This is a genomic window from Shewanella sp. Scap07, from assembly GCF_013394145.1.
GTDB lineage: Bacteria > Pseudomonadota > Gammaproteobacteria > Enterobacterales > Shewanellaceae > Shewanella > Shewanella waksmanii.
On the sequence record NZ_CP041329.1, the window covers coordinates 5,008,275 to 5,024,614 of the forward strand.

The following is a 16,340-nucleotide window of genomic DNA, read 5'->3' on the forward strand; positions in this document are numbered from 1 at the left end:
ACCCCCACAAGAGGCACAATGATGCGACGATTATTAATTGGACTTGCTAGCGCATGTATGGTGATCGTCAGCAGCACCAACATTAGCCACGCCCAAGGTCAACAACGCTACCTTATGGATATTGTTGATGTACAAGGTATCCGCGACAACCAACTCGTGGGTTATGGTTTAGTCGTTGGCTTAGATGGCACCGGTGATCGTACTCAGGTGCGCTTTACCAGTCAGTCTATCGTCAACATGCTCAAACAATTTGGCGTCCAAATAGATGATAAAACAGATCCCAAATTAAAGAACGTCGCTGCCGTTGCGGTCCATGCCACCGTGCCACCTTTGGCGAGTCCGGGGCAAACATTAGATATCACCGTCTCTTCTATCGGTGATGCTAAAAGCTTACGTGGCGGCACACTATTGATGACACCTTTGCGCGCCGTTGATGGCGAAATTTATGCAGTGGCTCAAGGCAACTTAGTCGTTGGCGGGGTGTCAGCTCAGGGCCGTAATGGCTCATCCGTTACCATTAATGTGCCTACCGTAGGCAACATCCCCAATGGTGCGCTACTAGAAGCGCCGATGTACAGCGACTTTACTGAAACCGAAGATATTGTGTTAAACCTGCGTACCCCGAGCTTTAAAACGGCGCGCAATATCGAGCGCCAGGTCAATCAGCTATTTGGACCCGATGTCGCCCGTGCAGATAGCCACGCTAAAGTACTGGTTCGCGCCCCAAGTACCAATCGCGAGCGGGTTACCTTTATGTCGATGCTCGAAGAATTACAAATTGAGCAGGGCCGCAAGTCACCTCGCGTGGTGTTTAACAGCCGCACCGGCACCGTGGTGATGGGCGGCGAAGTGGTGGTACGCAAAGCTGCCGTCAGTCATGGCAACCTCACCGTATCGATTGTAGAGCAAGAGTTTGTCAGTCAGCCAAACGGGGCTTTTTGGGGCCAAGCCCAAGGGGAAACTGTGGTCACTACCGATAGCCAAATTGACATTGATACCGGCGATGCACGCATGTTTGTCTGGCCAGAAGGCATTATGCTCGAAGATGTGGTTCGCGCTGTGAATAGCTTGGGCGCCTCACCCATGGATTTGATGGCCATCTTACAAGCCCTCGATGAAGCCGGTGCCCTTGAAGCAGAATTGGTGGTGATTTAATGAAACTCGACAATAGCCACGGCTATATTGGCCAGCTCAACGCCAATGAGCTAATTAAAGCCAATGGCGAGCACGGTGCATTGCAGGTCGTCAGCCAACAATTTGAAGCGCAGTTTTTACAAACGGTACTCAAACAAATGCGCAGTGCCTCAGATGTACTGGCGGATAGTGATAACCCGCTGTCACCGCAAAAGGATAGCCTTTATCGGGACTGGCATGATGCAGAGCTTGCAGGTCGTCTTAGCCAACTGCAATCGACGGGGTTAGCGCACATGATGACAAAACAATTATCTGGTGCGCTTAAGTCCAGCCCCGAGCCGGTCGCCTCTACTAATCAAATGGCCACAATGCCTGCTGCCAATGGTGACATCTCCTCACAGAGCGTTGCGACCAAAGCGATGCAACCGGCATTGATTGCACCTACGTTCAATCAAGTATCTAACAAATAACTGCCGCTTTGCGGCTTTTGAGGACCAACAATGAGTATGCTTAACATTGGCATGTCTGGCTTGAACGCCAGTATGGCAGCTTTGAACTCAACGTCGAACAACGTTGCCAATGCAATGGTACCCGGTTATTCACGCCAACAAGTCATGATGAGTTCAGTGGGCGGTGGCATTTATGGCAGCGGTGCTGGGGTACAGGTCGATGGCGTCAGACGCATATCCGATCAGTATGAAGTGGCGCAATTGTGGAACACCACCAGCAAAGTGGGCTTTACCCAAGTGCAAAGCAGTTATTTTGGTCAGGTCGAGCAGATTTTTGGCTCTAAAGGTAACAGTATTTCATTTGGTTTAGATCAGCTATTTGCGTCATTGAATTCCGCCATGGAGCAACCCAGTGATATCGCTTACCGTCAGGGAATTTTGAGCGAATTTAAAGCCATGGGACAGCGGTTTAATTCAATTAGCCAAGGCCTAGATTCACAACTAAGTCAGATAGAAGGCCAAATTGGTGCGTCAGCTAAAGAGATCAACACCCAGTTAGAGACCATCGCCAAGTTTAATCAAGAGATCCAACGCTCGGGCGATAATATACCTGCTGGTTTGCTTGATGCCCGTGACGCCGCCATTGATGATTTATCTAAATTGGTCGACATCAATGTGACCCACGATAGCACTGGCATGGTGAATATCTCATTGGCACAAGGACAGCCTCTGCTATCTGGCACCACCAGCGCCAAGTTTAACGTCACGCCAAACCCCAACAACCCGGCCATTAGCCAAGTCACGTTGCAATTTGGTGAAGCGCAATTTCCCATCGATGAAACCACTGGGGGCAGTTTAGGCGCGATGATTGATTATCGCGATAACAGCTTGCTGGAGTCACAAGCCTTTGTCGATGAAATGGCGGTCACCTTTGCCGAAGAGTTCAATGCCATTCTAGCGGCTGGTACCGACTTAAACGGCAACACGCCAAGCCAAGATCTGTTCACCTTTGACCCTAATAATCCCGCTGGTAGCCTGCGAGTGACTGACGGGTTTAGCGCCGACATGTTGGCTTTTGGTCAAGATGGTACTCCCGGTGACAACACTAACTTAAAAGCACTTATCGAGCTGGCAAATAAGAGCTTTAGCTTTGACTCCGTGGGTATTGAAGGGTCAATGGGAGAGGCTTACGCTGCCATGGTTGGTCAATTAGGCTCAGCGTCACGTCAAGCGCAAATGAGCGAAGAAACGGCGATGACTTTACAGATGGAAGCCCAATCACAATGGGCCAGTACCAGTGGTGTCAACATGGATGAAGAAGCGGTTAACTTGATTGTTTATCAGCACTCGTATCAGGCCAATGCCAAAGTGATTGCCGCGGCGGATCAGTTATTTCAAACCATATTAAATATATAGCCTTGTGCCCTCGTGGGCATACCACTCGTTAGTAATGAAGGTAAATTTATGCGCGTAAGTACTCAAAATCTGTATGCGAGCAATCTCAACAGTTTACAAAATTCCACGGCGGATATTGCTAGGCTAAATCAAATGATGGCGACGGGTAAATCTATCCTCAGGCCATCGGATGACCCCATCGGTTCGGTCAAAGTGATTGCTAGTCAACGCAACGTCGCTGAAACCGAACAGTACTTGAAAAATATTGACTCACTCAGTGTCAGTTTTGGCCGCGCAGAAACCCACCTGTCGTCATTGGTCGAAGTGCAGCAACGGATGCGAGAGATCACTATCGCTGCCAATAACGGCGCCCTGTCTCCGGAAGACCGGGCCGCTTATGCAATGGAGCTCGAAGAGTTACTTGAAACATTTGTCGGCAGCGTCAACGCCCAAGATGATGCGGGTAACTACCTGTTTTCCGGCAATGAAACTAAAACCGCGCCCATTGGTCAAGATGCCAATGGTAACTACGTTTACCAAGGTGATAGTAACCATCGTGAAGTGCAAACCTCGGGTTCATCATGGATGACAGCCAACGTCACAGCCGAAGCCTTCATCTTTAGCAATGGCAGTACCGACATACTTAACCAAACACAGGCATTTATTGATGCGTTAAACGATCCAAATCTCGCACCGGGCGACCCAGCATTTGAATCTGTCGCTAATGGCATGCTAACCACATTGGATGACACCTTAGCCAGTGTGGGTGGCGCTATCACCGACATCGGTGGTAAGCAAAATAGCCTGCAGTTGATTCAAGAATCCCATGAAGAGATGGTGCTGTTCAATGAAGAGGTCATTGGCGATACAGAAGGATTAGATTATGCCCAAGCAACGGCGGAATTTAATCTCAAGCTCACCACATTAAAAGTGACCCAACAAACCTTTGTACAAGTCAGCCAGCTGACGTTGTTTAATCAGTTATAATTGGAAGCGAATTTATGTCGACGGTAAACAGTGTTGTAGATACTCACAGTATTGCTCAGCGTAGCCAAACAGTGGCTGCGTCGTCGACAGCGCGAACCGCCGCCACAGACACTCACCCCACCGCTGAAAAAACCGCAATACCTATGCACCGGCTGGAAAGTTACCAGCGCTGGGCGAGTGTCACTCAGGGACAACATAAAGTCTCAGCCGCACAGGTCGCCGAGCAAGGGCTGAAACAAGTCGAAACCTTGCTCAAGCAGCTACACAAACAGGCCAAAGCCAGTTTAAGCAATGACCCAGCTCGCGCAAGCCAAGCCAATCAACAAGCACAACATATTCAGCAGCAATTGACTCAACTTGAAATCAGCTATTTTGACAAACCTTTGTTAGATCATCAGCTTAATTTGGTTTCATCGCAACGCCCTGCGGCTAAGCATCAGTTTGTCATGCGCTCGATTGATTTAACCAGCAGCAAATCACGTGATGAGCAGATTCAAGTACAAGCTAACGGTGAATCAACCACTATTTTGTTACCGGGTAATAGCGACAGTCGCAGTTTGCAAAACCGACTGGCCAAAGGGTTAGCGCCATTGGGAATAGAAGTGATGGCGACCGCTGCAGGTACACGCTTTGCTAGCGATAGCGAACACTGGCAGCAACTGCAACAGGGATTATTGATGACCGGCCAAGGGCAACGCTTGCCTGCCGGAGAACCTCGTACCATAAAGTTACAGGAACAGCTGAGCTGGCAAGATCCTCGCGAATGGCAACTTGGCAGCAATGAAGAGCTAAAACAAGCGATTGCCAAGATCAGTAAATCGCTGTTTAAAGTCGATCAGCAACTGGGCGAAATTCGTGAAGCCAAACAGAAAATGCAGCAACAATTGCATAAGATTAACCGCAGCCAAAGCCATAATGTAAACGTCGAACAAACCCTAGAACAGCTCCATGGTCTAATGCAATCAACGCCGTTTTCGCTACAAGTAACCTCTATGATGGCCCAAGCCAATGTGTCTCGCTCTCACGTCAGTGCACTATTAAAAAGCTAACAACCGCCTTCTCACGCCTTAACCACCGAATAAAAACCAACAACTATTAACTTAAAAATCAGTTATTTAATAATTATTTTAATATTTTTCATCTTTACAATTCAGTTTCGTTTTCCAGTGTCGTTTTATCAATTATGAGAGACAACAGATTATTTAACGTTGACTTATCGAGAGTCTGTTTCTCCTATGAGTTGACGTTAAATAGCCATAATCACACTTGGAGAAACAGCCATGTTATCAGTTCATACTAATTACGCCTCTTTAGTTGCTCAAAACGCAGTAGGCAAAAACAACAGCTTACTTACTACCTCTATGGAGCGTCTATCTACTGGCCTTCGTATCAATAGTGCTGCTGACGATGCGGCAGGCCTGCAAATTGCTTCACGCCTTAGCGCAAACGTTGTTGGCATGGAAACCGCTAACCGCAACATTTCAGATGCAACATCAATGCTGCAAACAGCTGATGGTGCACTTGATGAGCTAAACACTATCGCTAATCGTCAAAAAGAACTTGCTACGCAAGCAGCTAACGGCGTGAACTCACAACAAGATCTAGATGCACTTCAAGCTGAATTCACTCAGCTAACTGAAGAAGTTGACCGTATTGTGGGTGAGACGACTTATGCCGGTAATAACCTATTCGCTTCACTGGATACAGGCGTAACTTTCCAAATCGGTGCAGGCATCAATGAAACACTTGATGTTCAAGTAGCCTCAGCCGGTCTAGCGGGTGTGACAGACGATATTTCTGCAGCGGGCGGCGCAACAGCGGCAATCACTGCAATTGATACTTTCATTGATAACGTCGGTGCTGCACGTTCTGATCTTGGTGCCAACATCAACCGTTTAGGCCACACAGCTTCAAACCTTGCCAACGTGACTGAAAACACCAAAACAGCTGAAGGTCGTATTATGGATGCTGATTTTGCTGTTGAAACAGCTAACATGACTAAGAACCAGCTGCTAGTTCAAGCCGGTACCAGCATTCTTTCTTCAGCCAACCAAAATACTGGTTTGGTTATGGGCCTACTGTAAGCCCCAATTGCGAGTGGTTTACCCAAACCAATTTGAGGGAGCATTTAATGCTCCCTTTTTTTATGTCTATCGTCGCTTTTTCAATATTTACTCACCCACACGCTTAAGCAGTCAACCAATCAAGTCGCCTTACCTAGAGTAACTACAAACGCATTCTGCTCAGTAAGTTAAAGCGGAAAATTACATTCCCGTTGCAAGTAAATAGCGGAAATTATCCGGCCAGGGCTTTACCGTTAGTCATTAATAAACAGACACTTAGCAATTGGCACAGAGTTTGCGATAGCCCCAAGTATGGAGGAGATAAAATGATTTCAGGTATTAGCGCCGCCCAGTTTGCCGAACAGCTCATCATGGCCGAGCGTATGGGCAAAGATCAGCTATATAAAACACAGATGAATCGCTACGAAGCCCAGCTCAGCGCTTATGAGATCTTAGAGAAAAGCCTCAACAGCATGACCAGCAAGCTTGAACGCATTGATGGCGATGGATTTGATGAAAAGACAGTCTCAGTAAGTGATGACAATGCATCGGTAACTGTTAGCCCTGATGCGCCAGAAGGCCAGTATGACCTCTATATCCAGCAACTGGCACAAGCACACCAATTGTCTAAATCTTTTGCCAGTGAAGATGCAACCGGCCTACCTACATCTGGCAACCTTAGTATAGAAGTCGGCGGCGAAACGCTCACCCTTGATATGGGGGCAATTAATGCTGACGGTTCAATGACCATCACTCAACTACGCGACTACATTAACGACCATCCTGACAACCCAGGCGTGCAAGCTTCGCTGATGCGCACCGGCGGAAACGTTGAGTTTATGCTGACCTCTAAAGAGAGTGGCGCTAATAGTCAAATCACTATTCAGCATGATGGCAATGATATCGGCATGACCGAACGCCGAGCGGCCCAAGACGCACTCATCAACCTCAATGGCGTTGATATTCAAAGTAGCAGCAACTACCTAGAAAACGTGATTGATGGAGTCAATATCGACCTAAACAAGACCCACGAAAGCGGCCAAAGCACCACTATCACCATAGGTACTGACTTTGAAGCCAGTGAAACCGCTGTCACAGACTTTGTTGATGCTTTTAATGAATTGATGGATCAAATCAACAAGCTAACCCGCTCTATGGGTAGCGAAGTGGCTGATGACATTGATAAAGACAAAGACGACGAAGATGATGATGAAGACAGTAACACCAGTATTGGTGAAGACCAGCTTGGGGTTCTAAAGGGCGATGCCAGTATACGTATGCTGCAAAATAGCATGCGACAAATGATATTTGAGCCATCACCCAATGGTATGCGTTTATCTGACGTCGGCATCGAAATGAGTCGCGATGGCAAACTTACCGTCGATGAAGATAAGCTCACCGATGCCCTCAAAAGCGATCCTAATGCGGTTAAAGCCATGTTTGTCGACGACGGCGGTTATGTAGACCGTATTGGTGATGTCATCGACCCGTTTACCAAGAGCAATGGCTACTTAGATCTTAAGCAAGACAACTTAGATTCTCAGGTCTCACGTGTCGAAGACAATATGGATCGTCACGATTATCACATGCAGCAACGCTACCAAATTTATCTCACCCAGTTTACCGCAATGGAGGCCAACATCATGAAGATGAACTCCGCAAGCGGGCTGTTTTACTAAGGATACCGATCACTATGTTGAACGAAAATGATCCCTTTAGCGCCTATCGGCATACCACCATCGACGCTCGTGCGGCTGCGGCCAATCCCCATGAGATGGTGCGCATGCTGCTTGATGGTTTGCTCGACGAACTGGAAAGAACCAGCGGCTTTATGCAGCGCCGCAGCTTCGAACAAAAAGGCGGCAGCATCAACAAATGTCTCAACATAGTTCATGGCCTAGATTCGATGTTGGATCTAGACAATGGCGGTGAAGTCGCCGCCAGCCTCAATAAGCTCTATGACTACTGCAGCCGGCAGCTAGTCACAGCAAGTGTAGAAAACAACCCTCAAGCACTTACTCCCATTATTAAGGTAATAAGCGATGTCAGAGCAGGCTGGGCCAATCTCAATTGAACGATGGCAGCAATTTGAAACAGCACTTAACAAATACGCACAGCAAAAAGATTGGGATCGTGTGGTGTTAGTCAATGACCGCATGATCCAAACGCTGAAGCAAGCGGGCAAACCCACCACCCGTTCACAACTGATAGCACGGCAGGCGTTAGCAAAAACCCATGCCAACATCTTGCAGCAATTACAGCAAGCCAAGATGCAGCTAGCCCGTGAAATCGATCAGTTTAAACAGCAACAAGAAGGACTAGCCGCCTATCAGCTGACCAGCTTGAGTGGTGAACAACATGATGATTAATCTGACTTCAAACCTTGAAAAGTCACTCGAAAGTGATCAATCAATTCTCGATGGCCAGGGTGAACAAAGCGCTGAGAGCTTCACTGAACTGTTTGCTGATCCGGCATTAATGCTGCCGGGTCAACTCCCAGAAGACACTGAGCAAAACTTATCAACCATCGATCGTTTGGACGTCACCACCAATGCATCACAGCTAACCTCTTTGCATTTTACCGATCGACAACCGCAACTATCGGCACAAGTCGAACAACTTGTTAATAGCAAGACCCAAATTCTCGATGCGGGCAAGACCATATTCAACCGCCAAGATGTCAGTCCCACCAACATTGGTTCAAGCGCGACAAACACGTATTTAAACTCTGACTTGGCTGTAGCACGGACTAATATTGAGACGAATTTGCACCTTAAGGGGCAATCACTCACCAACATGCCTGAGCCTTTAACTCAGGCTTATGGCCATCACTCTAACCCGCATCAATCGATAGCCGGTAACGGTCCTACACTTGCCACTATCACCACCTCTCCAGCGCCGTCGAATCAGGCTCAACAAAGTAACTTGAGCCACTTGAGCAACCAAAGTCTCAACTCTACCGAGCAAAGTAATCTAGCCACGTCGCAAAACCTAGCGCCCAAATCGGCAGCAGTTAACGGCCATGGGCCTATCGTCAACAACTTTGGTCAGATGCTTTCAGATCCAACGGGGTCAATGGCACGTCAAGATCTCACAGTTTCCCCTACCATCCCTGAAGTGTTGAATAACGTTGCCAGCAAACCCACACAGGCAACGCCTGTAAGTCAGTGGGGGCCGGTAACCATTGCCACCGCCGCGCCACAATTGCAACAAGCACAACAGTTGCTCACGCCATTGCGCGAGCAACTACGTTTCCAAATTGATCAGCAAATAAAAACCGCAGAGTTACGGCTAGATCCGCCATCGCTGGGAAAAGTTGAGCTTAATATCCGCCTCGATGGCGATCGGCTACACATTCAGATGCACGCTGCCAATGCCGCCGTTCGCGACTCGTTACTCATGGGGCTCGATCGACTGAGAAGCGAACTTGCCAATGATCATGGTGGTCAAGTCAATGTCGATATTAGTCATGGTGAATCACACTCCGAGCAACAACAAACAGAACAACATTCAATTGCTAGCAGCTCGTTAATCGATACAGCAAGCACAACAGAAACCACTGAGCAATCAACCTCAAATCAAGTCGATTTACGCGCCTAACTTAAGGAAAAAACCATGGCACTGCAAAACAGTAGCATTAGCAAGAAAATACTTTGGTCCCTCTTTATTTTACTGTGGAGTGGTGGACTGTTTTGGGCTGGCTGGCAATCACCCACATTAATAGGTGGGCCATTTGTCAGCCAACAGGAACAACCTGATGTGGCACGATTCTACCCACTTGACCGCTTTGTGATCTCAGTACCAGGGGATAAAAACCCGCACTATTTGCTATTGGAACTAGCACTTAAAAGTCGTTCGCCTAATGTCGCCGCGACCCTGCAAGCCGCAGATCCCGTTGTTAAAAATTCACTCATGAAGATGTTCTCGCACAAGCATTTCAACCAGCTCAACGATGCTAATCAACTGGAAAGCCTACAAAACGAGGCGCTATTGCTGCTTTCGGCAGTAATGGTGGAAAACCAGTTCCCACTAGAAATTGACGAAGTGTTGTTCACTCGTATGGTGATTCAATAATCGGGAGTCATAATGAATGCGACACAACTAGCCTACCCGGCTGATTCTGAACCAACCACGACTAAACGCCTATCTGAGACGCAGGTCATGCGTCAATATTTGCCGCTGGTTAAACGCTCCGTCTCGCAACTACGCAGCCACTGTGGCACGGTCATGACCAGCGAAGACATGGAACAAATCGGCCTAATGGCGCTGCTTGAATCCTCAAGGCGCTACCCTGGCGAATATGATAATGGCTTTATTTCCTATGCTGGCCAGCGTATTCGCGGCGCTATCCTAGATGAGCTTCGCCGTCAGGATTGGCGGCCGCGACCAGTGAGACAACAAGCCCATGAGCTTAACGATCGTGTACGCACGCTCACTAAGCAGCTAGGACGCCAACCCAGTGATATGGAGGTGGCAGACGCGATGGGCCTGTCTCAAAGCCAATATCGAGAACGACTGTATGCATCGCAATCGGAGTCAATGAAAAGCCTAGATGCTTTGCTCAGCAACGGCGACAGCTTTAAAGATCAAAACAACGTTATTGAACAATTTTCGTCCAAACAAACTTTATTCTCTGCAATCGCAAAATTAAACAAAAGAGAACAGGTGATCCTGTCGCTTTACTATCAACATGAACTCAATTTAAAAGAGATTGCCGGTACATTGGGATTAACTGAAACTCGGATTTGCCAAATTCATAAGCAAGCCGTGAAACAACTTCAGCAAATCTACCAGCAATGGGATCGTTAAAGGTAGTGACATATGAGCAAGTTTGTAGGGCTGTTTATCATTCTAATATCCGTATTCGGCGGTTATGTTTGGGCGGGAGGTAGCCTCAACTCACTGTGGCAGCCGGCGGAAATCGTGATTATTTTCGGAGCCGGCTTTGGTGCTTTGATCATTGCCAACCCCAAAGCCGTATTGGTTGAGATGCGTTTGCAGCTCAAAGAGCTGGTCAATAGCGAACAGGAAGACCCTGAGCTCTATCCACAACTCTTTGGCTTAATGGCCATGCTAATGAACCAAGTGCAATCACAAGGCCTAAAAGTACTTGATGACCACATCGAAAAGCCGCAGGAAAGTTCACTATTCTTAATGTTTCCAGCAGTGCTTGAACATCCCAACGTCCTGCAGTTTTTGATTGATAATTTGCGCCTACAATCGATTGGCAAAATCTCAGCCCACGATCTAGAACACATCCTCGAAGAGGAGATACACCGTATAGAAGAGGATCGGTTGCGCCCCTCCCTCGCACTGGGCCGCGTAGCAGAAGCCATGCCTGGCTTTGGTATTCTTGCTGCCGTCATGGGCATCATTATTACCATGTCTAATATTGATGGCCCCATCACTATGATTGGCGTCAAAGTGGCTGCTGCTTTAGTCGGTACTTTCATCGGCATTTTTGCCTGCTACTGCTTATTCGAGCCACTCTCGAAAGCGTTAGAGCACTTGGTAGATAGAAAATCAGCGCAACTACGCTGTGTTGCTGCCATGTTGAGCGCCTTTGCTAAAGGTAAGCCCCCAATGTTGGCCATTGATGCTGGTCGCAAGCAGATCCAAAGTGAAAACCGACCTAGCTTTGTAGAGCTTGAACGTTGGATGGTGGAGCAGCAAAGCTAATGGCCTTAAAACCACAACCGGTAATTATTAAGCGCAAACCCAAACGTCGTCACCGTGGTAATCATGGTGGCGCTTGGAAAGTGGCCTTTGCTGATTTTACTTTAGCGATGATGGCGCTGTTTATGGTGTTGTGGATTTTACAAATTGCAGATCAGCAAGAGCGCAGCATGATAGTCCAATACCTGCGAGGTGATATGTTTGCATCGGGTTCAATTAACCCGTTTGATTTAAGCCAATCACCCTCTATGGTCGACCTTAATGGCAGCATCGCACTGCAACAAGCGATTTTGCCCGCTACGGGCACAGGCGTAGAGCGAGCAGGTCCTGCCATGCACAATAATATACCTGAAGGTGACAGTAACCCCAAAGCAGGTCGCGGACCTGAGCTTAACTCATTAGTACCGGGGCAGTTTGCCACCCAAGCACAATTGGAGTTTTTAGCGCGCGAGGTCGAAAATGTCATTGAGGAAGTGAACTTAACTGCCAACGTATCCATTCGAGTTGTTCCTCAAGGTATTCGTATTCTTATCCACGATAACGTGCACCAATTTATGTTCACCCGTGGTAGCGCCGAAATGATGCCCTATTTCGAAGATCTATTAATGGCACTCGGGCCGATATTGGGCCAAGTAGAGAACCGCATTAGTATTTCTGGCCATACTGACTCAACCCCTTATGCAGGTAAGAGTTTTACCAACTGGGAGCTATCAAGCAAGCGTGCATTGCTGGCAAGACGCGTACTTGAGTATGGTGGAGTTCAGTCTAAACAAGTGATACAAGTGACGGGTATGGCAGATCAGGTGCCTTACATTCGAGATGATCCAGCCGCCGCGGCTAACCGACGGATTGAAATGTTAGTTCTCACCAGTGATGCCGCCAAACAGTTACAAGAAATGGCTGGACTCACAGACAATAATGACACCAACCCACAAGTGGAACAGGCCAAGCGAATAGCTGAAGATAATCAGCCGCGTAACAGCTATCCAGATCAGTGGCTAAGTCAATGAGGCCCCGTAACAGACAGGTCAAGCTAGGGGCACGTAGCCATGCGGTTAGTCCCGACGAAGACAACCGCGACCATAAACGTCATAGCTTACGTCCGCGCCCTAACAGTGATCTCACTTTCGCTTGTGATGGCATCACTACCGAGCTATTTCAACGAAAATGGTGGGGAAAGCGCCGCTTAGGGATCGCCAACATTAAAGATATAAGCTTGGGAGGAATAGGATTTATCAGCAGTGTGAAGTTGCAGCCTAATAGTCAATTAAAGCTGGTGTTGCAACAACAAGATATGTCGATAGAGATCATGCGCTGCCTAATGGTCAATAACAAGTTGTGGTTTTATGGCGCTAAATGGTTAACCCCGGATGACCCAGTTGTAGTGAAATTTATAAGCAATACCCATCAGCAGCTCAGTCACGATAACCGCTAACGCACGGCAGCTCATTGGTAATATTCTAGGGAGTGATAATGGCTAACGCACACAAACGTAAAGGGCCTGACGGGTTGCAAAAGCTGTTTCTATACTTGATTTTGCTGCACTGGATAATCCTTATTTATACCGCGACGACAATTCAAGACATGACCTTCCGCCACGGCTTGATGGCCTCTATCATGTTAGCGGTATTTAACCTGATTCTGGTTAATCTGTGTTATCGACGTGCTAGGCGTAGTGGCGATAGCTACCTAATATACCCGGTAGTTGCAGGTGCGTTATTGGCGTTTATTTTGATGTGTTATTTCTTTTTTTTCGCTTAACAAGACTAATGCGTATAATTAGCCACCGCAGAGTGATTAAGCTCTAGCAGTTCAATTAGAGCAGCACTCGGCATCGGACGATGGAAGTAGTAGCCTTGGTAAGTATCGCAGCCAAATGATTTAAGCCATTGCGCTTGCTGCTCTGTCTCAACCCCTTCAGCGACAAACTCCAACTTGAGGCTATGGGCCATATCAATTACCGACTTCACTATGGCAGCTGAGCGGTCGGTGTCAGTGATATGTTTAATAAAACTCGCATCCAACTTTAAACGGTTCAATGGCAAAGTCTGTATATAGCTAAGTGAGCTGTAACCTGTTCCGAAATCATCAACAGCAATACTGACACCGGCAGACCTAAGCGTTGACATAGTTTCTTTTACCTGTTGTAAATTGCTTAGTAGCGCGTACTCCGTCAACTCCAATTCTATCTTGCTCGGTTTAACATTATGCTCGTACAAAATATCAAGTAGGCTTTGAGCGAACTCTGGTTGGTTGAACTGCCTAGCACTGACATTGATAGCAAACATAGGCGCCGACAACCCTGCAGCTTCAATAGTATTGATAAACTGACAAACCGCATCAGTCACCCAGCGCCCCAGCTCGATAATAAGTTCGCTACCTTCGACAATAGGAATAAATATCCCTGGTGAGATATGACCTTTTTCTGGGTGGTACCAACGCAATAATGCCTCAACAGAACGCAACCGTCCTCGGGCATCTACTAAGGGTTGGAACACTAAACTCAATTGATTACGTTCAATCGCGTAACCTAATTCATTGCGAATAAGCTGGTGTTGTTGTGCTTTAGCTTCCATATCTGGCGTATAGAGTACGCACGCATCTTTACCATTCTCTTTGGCTTGCGACATGGCCAGATCAGCTCTCTTAAGCACCTGTTCAGGCTCGATATTATCTTGATGGCCTATAGTAGCAATACCCACGCTCGCAGAGACGTTTAAGGTGGTGTTGTTGATGTAAAAACTACGGGCAACTAGCTGCCTAATTTGGCTTGCCAACGCGGTCGCTCTGCGGCTGGCCTCTGCAGTCTCTGCCGGTAAGTGCTTCACCAAGATGACAAACTCATCAGCCGCTAATCGCGCAATCAAGGCATTGGTTGAGAAGTAACTCGATAGTCGCGCGGCAATTTGAATCAGCAGCCGGTCTCCAGCATGATGACCTAAGGTATCGTTAATAGCTTTAAAGTTATCTAAATCAATAACAAATAATGCCGCACTATCAATACATTGACTTTGCTTAATCGCGTACAGTTCATCTAATAAGGAACGCCTGTTGGCTAAATCGGTGAGTTGGTCATGGCTAGATTGGTGCGACACCGTTTTTTGATTACGGACATCTTCTGACACATCACTATGGGTGCCAATCATCCTTAGCGGATTACCTTCTTTGTCCCAATCGACAATCATGCCGCGATCAAGGACCCAGATATAATGTCCTTGCTTATGCTTCAAACGATGCACGTTCTCGAAACTCTCAGCTTTACCAGACAAATAGCTATTTAAGGCCTGCAACACCTGCGCTTTATCTTCTGGGTGGATCTTGGTTTCCCACGTTGCAAAACAGCCATCAAGTTCGTCTGGACTATAGCCAATCATGTCTTTCCAGCGATCGGAAAAATACACCTGATTTTGTTGTAGATTCCAATCCCAAATGCCGTACTGGGATACCTCAACGGCAAACAACCACCGTTGCTGGCTATCTTTTAACTCAATCTGGTTGGCTTCGTAACGTTGTGCCGTTTGATTAATTTGTTGCTGCAGCAAACTAATTTCAGCAAAAGGAGAACGCAGGTTAAGCGATTGAGCACTATGGCTTTGAAAGAAAGGGTGATTGGCAATCTTAGTTAACGGCCTAAGTAACAACAGGTAAACCGTCATCATCAATAACGAAAAACCTAGCAAGGCTAATAGAAACACCCGCAGCGCACTTTCCCGCAGTCGCTCATCGACCAAGGTTAATGCTGGGGCCAAATCATATTCGTAATAGATAACATTGGGGCTAGCAACATCCTGGGCTAACGGGCTGAGCTCTAACGGATAATAAGCCTGTATTGACTGCCGTTGTGGATTAAAGAAAATATCAATGTCACCTTGAGTCACGCTGAGCCGGTGTCGGTTGACATCGTAACCGTCTATCACCAAGGTCGCCAAACTGTTTTTCCACACCACATAATTGGAAAATCGAATACTACCTTGCTGATTTAAAAGGGTATAGACATTGGTATTGAGATCGGTAGAAGCAATCGATATTTCATCTTCAATTCGCACATAATCCCGACGTTCCATGGCTTCTTCAACAATATGCTTCATGCGCATAAGCTGTTGCACTGTGTCGTCTTGATGGCGTTCAAGCACCAGCTGTCTTTGTGAATCTCGTTCTGCAATATAAGCGCTTAGGGCTAATACACAAAAAAGACACAATCCAACAATGGGGATGGCATACGCCAATGGAATACGTTTAACCAATCGTGCTAACAATCAATCTACCTTTAAGGTTTATTATTATATTTTTAACTACTCAAGGTGCCCGACACCCAATAAAAAGGGCGCAAATTTGAACACTTAAGTGAGCATTGTCACACAATTTTTAGGTTAGCCAAAGCAGCAATTAGTACTATCAAATAAATTTAAGCCTTTTGCATTAAGAACAATCTGCGCAATATCGTTCGCTTGAACAGGCTTTAACACGACTACCGCAGTTATTTACAGACTTTCATCAAACTATTGCATGTCCAAGTTATTATTATTTTTTGCAATAAAAAAAATGAGCTACACGGTTCGTGCAGCAAACACATTGGGGCTTTGAAGTTTAGTGGCTTGTTACGAAGCTGGAGCCGAGGCACACAGCCTTTCCTTGG

Annotated in this window: 17 protein-coding genes; 16 read left to right on the forward strand and 1 reads right to left on the reverse strand. The window is 47.0% G+C overall.

Annotated elements, in window-relative coordinates; translation table 11 throughout:
* Positions 1 to 57: 57 nt before the first annotated feature.
* The 16 genes from FLM48_RS22130 (at position 58) to FLM48_RS22205 (ending at position 13,465) form a co-directional block, all read left to right on the forward strand.
* Entirely contained in the window at positions 58 to 1,155 is a 1,098-nt protein-coding gene (locus FLM48_RS22130; protein ID WP_245608455.1) for a flagellar basal body P-ring protein FlgI, read from the forward strand.
* The gene (locus tag FLM48_RS22135) at positions 1,155 to 1,604 is read left to right on the forward strand and encodes a rod-binding protein (RefSeq protein ID WP_028774258.1); all 450 of its coding nucleotides are present in this window, start codon (positions 1,155 to 1,157) and stop codon (positions 1,602 to 1,604) included. The genes FLM48_RS22130 and FLM48_RS22135 overlap by 1 nt, the downstream gene beginning before the upstream one ends.
* A 30-nt stretch (positions 1,605 to 1,634) precedes the next feature.
* Positions 1,635 to 2,999 carry a flagellar hook-associated protein FlgK gene (gene flgK, locus FLM48_RS22140; RefSeq protein WP_028774257.1) on the forward strand — a complete coding sequence of 455 codons (1,365 nt, stop codon included), beginning with the start codon at positions 1,635 to 1,637 and terminating at the stop codon, positions 2,997 to 2,999.
* A gap of 48 nt (positions 3,000 to 3,047) precedes the next feature.
* Positions 3,048 to 3,965, forward strand: a complete 918-nt coding sequence (flgL, locus tag FLM48_RS22145) for a flagellar hook-associated protein FlgL (RefSeq protein WP_028774256.1) — start codon at positions 3,048 to 3,050, stop codon at positions 3,963 to 3,965.
* Positions 3,966 to 3,979: 14 nt separating this feature from the next.
* Entirely contained in the window at positions 3,980 to 5,014 is a 1,035-nt protein-coding gene (locus FLM48_RS22150; protein ID WP_179026170.1) for a hypothetical protein, read from the forward strand.
* Between the two features lie 231 nt (positions 5,015 to 5,245).
* Positions 5,246 to 6,049, forward strand: a complete 804-nt coding sequence (locus FLM48_RS22155) for a flagellin (protein ID WP_179026171.1) — start codon at positions 5,246 to 5,248, stop codon at positions 6,047 to 6,049.
* Positions 6,050 to 6,354: 305 nt separating this feature from the next.
* Entirely contained in the window at positions 6,355 to 7,707 is a 1,353-nt protein-coding gene (gene fliD, locus FLM48_RS22160) for a flagellar filament capping protein FliD (RefSeq protein WP_179026172.1), read from the forward strand.
* A gap of 14 nt (positions 7,708 to 7,721) precedes the next feature.
* Complete coding sequence (gene fliS / locus FLM48_RS22165) at positions 7,722 to 8,102, forward strand: flagellar export chaperone FliS (protein ID WP_028774252.1); 381 nt, start codon at positions 7,722 to 7,724, stop codon at positions 8,100 to 8,102.
* The gene (locus FLM48_RS22170) at positions 8,071 to 8,397 is read left to right on the forward strand and encodes a hypothetical protein (RefSeq protein ID WP_028774251.1); all 327 of its coding nucleotides are present in this window, start codon (positions 8,071 to 8,073) and stop codon (positions 8,395 to 8,397) included. Before fliS ends, FLM48_RS22170 begins: the two co-directional genes overlap by 32 nt.
* Complete coding sequence (locus FLM48_RS22175; RefSeq protein WP_179026173.1) at positions 8,387 to 9,628, forward strand: flagellar hook-length control protein FliK; 1,242 nt, start codon at positions 8,387 to 8,389, stop codon at positions 9,626 to 9,628. Before FLM48_RS22170 ends, FLM48_RS22175 begins: the two co-directional genes overlap by 11 nt.
* 15 nt (positions 9,629 to 9,643) lie before the next feature.
* On the forward strand, positions 9,644 to 10,102 hold the full coding sequence (gene fliL / locus FLM48_RS22180; protein WP_028774249.1) for a flagellar basal body-associated protein FliL: 459 nt from the start codon (positions 9,644 to 9,646) through the stop codon (positions 10,100 to 10,102).
* Positions 10,103 to 10,114: 12 nt separating this feature from the next.
* On the forward strand, positions 10,115 to 10,837 hold the full coding sequence (locus tag FLM48_RS22185) for an RNA polymerase sigma factor FliA (RefSeq protein ID WP_028774248.1): 723 nt from the start codon (positions 10,115 to 10,117) through the stop codon (positions 10,835 to 10,837).
* 12 nt (positions 10,838 to 10,849) lie between these two features.
* Entirely contained in the window at positions 10,850 to 11,707 is an 858-nt protein-coding gene (gene motA, locus FLM48_RS22190; RefSeq protein WP_028774247.1) for a flagellar motor stator protein MotA, read from the forward strand.
* Positions 11,707 to 12,714, forward strand: a complete 1,008-nt coding sequence (locus FLM48_RS22195) for a flagellar motor protein MotB (RefSeq protein WP_179026174.1) — start codon at positions 11,707 to 11,709, stop codon at positions 12,712 to 12,714. Before motA ends, FLM48_RS22195 begins: the two co-directional genes overlap by 1 nt.
* The gene (locus FLM48_RS22200) at positions 12,711 to 13,139 is read left to right on the forward strand and encodes a hypothetical protein (RefSeq protein ID WP_179026175.1); all 429 of its coding nucleotides are present in this window, start codon (positions 12,711 to 12,713) and stop codon (positions 13,137 to 13,139) included. The genes FLM48_RS22195 and FLM48_RS22200 overlap by 4 nt, the downstream gene beginning before the upstream one ends.
* Positions 13,140 to 13,177: 38 nt before the next feature.
* Positions 13,178 to 13,465 (forward strand): hypothetical protein, encoded by a 288-nt coding sequence (locus FLM48_RS22205; RefSeq protein ID WP_028774244.1) that lies wholly within the window; start codon positions 13,178 to 13,180, stop codon positions 13,463 to 13,465.
* Positions 13,466 to 13,470: 5 nt separating this feature from the next.
* On the opposite strand, the gene FLM48_RS22210 is transcribed toward FLM48_RS22205, so the two are convergent.
* Entirely contained in the window at positions 13,471 to 15,960 is a 2,490-nt protein-coding gene (locus FLM48_RS22210) for a bifunctional diguanylate cyclase/phosphodiesterase (RefSeq protein ID WP_157577629.1), read from the reverse strand.
* Positions 15,961 to 16,340 lie beyond the last annotated feature (380 nt).

Coding starts and splice junctions, on each gene's coding strand:
- FLM48_RS22130 (WP_245608455.1), top strand. CDS start 58: ATGGTGATCGTCAGCAGCACCAACATTAGCCACGCCCAAGGTCAACAA.
- FLM48_RS22135 (WP_028774258.1), top strand. CDS start 1,155: ATGAAACTCGACAATAGCCACGGCTATATTGGCCAGCTCAACGCCAAT.
- flgK (WP_028774257.1), top strand. CDS start 1,635: ATGAGTATGCTTAACATTGGCATGTCTGGCTTGAACGCCAGTATGGCA.
- flgL (WP_028774256.1), top strand. CDS start 3,048: ATGCGCGTAAGTACTCAAAATCTGTATGCGAGCAATCTCAACAGTTTA.
- FLM48_RS22150 (WP_179026170.1), top strand. CDS start 3,980: ATGTCGACGGTAAACAGTGTTGTAGATACTCACAGTATTGCTCAGCGT.
- FLM48_RS22155 (WP_179026171.1), top strand. CDS start 5,246: ATGTTATCAGTTCATACTAATTACGCCTCTTTAGTTGCTCAAAACGCA.
- fliD (WP_179026172.1), top strand. CDS start 6,355: ATGATTTCAGGTATTAGCGCCGCCCAGTTTGCCGAACAGCTCATCATG.
- fliS (WP_028774252.1), top strand. CDS start 7,722: ATGTTGAACGAAAATGATCCCTTTAGCGCCTATCGGCATACCACCATC.
- FLM48_RS22170 (WP_028774251.1), top strand. CDS start 8,071: ATGTCAGAGCAGGCTGGGCCAATCTCAATTGAACGATGGCAGCAATTT.
- FLM48_RS22175 (WP_179026173.1), top strand. CDS start 8,387: ATGATGATTAATCTGACTTCAAACCTTGAAAAGTCACTCGAAAGTGAT.
- fliL (WP_028774249.1), top strand. CDS start 9,644: ATGGCACTGCAAAACAGTAGCATTAGCAAGAAAATACTTTGGTCCCTC.
- FLM48_RS22185 (WP_028774248.1), top strand. CDS start 10,115: ATGAATGCGACACAACTAGCCTACCCGGCTGATTCTGAACCAACCACG.
- motA (WP_028774247.1), top strand. CDS start 10,850: ATGAGCAAGTTTGTAGGGCTGTTTATCATTCTAATATCCGTATTCGGC.
- FLM48_RS22195 (WP_179026174.1), top strand. CDS start 11,707: ATGGCCTTAAAACCACAACCGGTAATTATTAAGCGCAAACCCAAACGT.
- FLM48_RS22200 (WP_179026175.1), top strand. CDS start 12,711: ATGAGGCCCCGTAACAGACAGGTCAAGCTAGGGGCACGTAGCCATGCG.
- FLM48_RS22205 (WP_028774244.1), top strand. CDS start 13,178: ATGGCTAACGCACACAAACGTAAAGGGCCTGACGGGTTGCAAAAGCTG.